At 60.9% G+C, this 307-nt stretch carries 1 pseudogene; it reads right to left on the minus strand.

Features of this window, described 5'->3' with window-relative positions:
- Window positions 1–240: pseudogene (locus HMPREF2787_RS09225) on the minus strand (IS110 family transposase); the annotation flags it as partial.
- Window positions 241–307: the final 67 nt, after the last annotated feature.

The following is a 307-nucleotide window of genomic DNA, read 5'->3' on the forward strand; positions in this document are numbered from 1 at the left end:
GCAGTTCGACGCGATCCACGCCGATCGAAACATCGCGTTTTTCAACTGCTTATTGCCGGCCCTGGTGGGAAACTCGCCGCGAACCGACGTACCCGACTGCCGGGTGGTCGGCGCGATGCCGGCGTAAGCGGCCAAGTGCGCGGCATCGGCGAAGTCCTGGCAATCGCCGATGGACAACACGATGTTAGAGGCGGTCTTGATGCCTACGCCGGGCATCGACATCAAGACCTGGGCAAGAGGAAAACGATTCGCACATCTCCTCGACTTGCCCGGCGATCGTGTCGCGCTGTGCTTGAAGCGCTTTGAT

The sequence above is a fragment of the Corynebacterium sp. HMSC061H03 genome, assembly GCF_001838215.1.
Taxonomy (GTDB): Bacteria; Actinomycetota; Actinomycetes; order Mycobacteriales; family Mycobacteriaceae; genus Corynebacterium; species Corynebacterium jeikeium_D.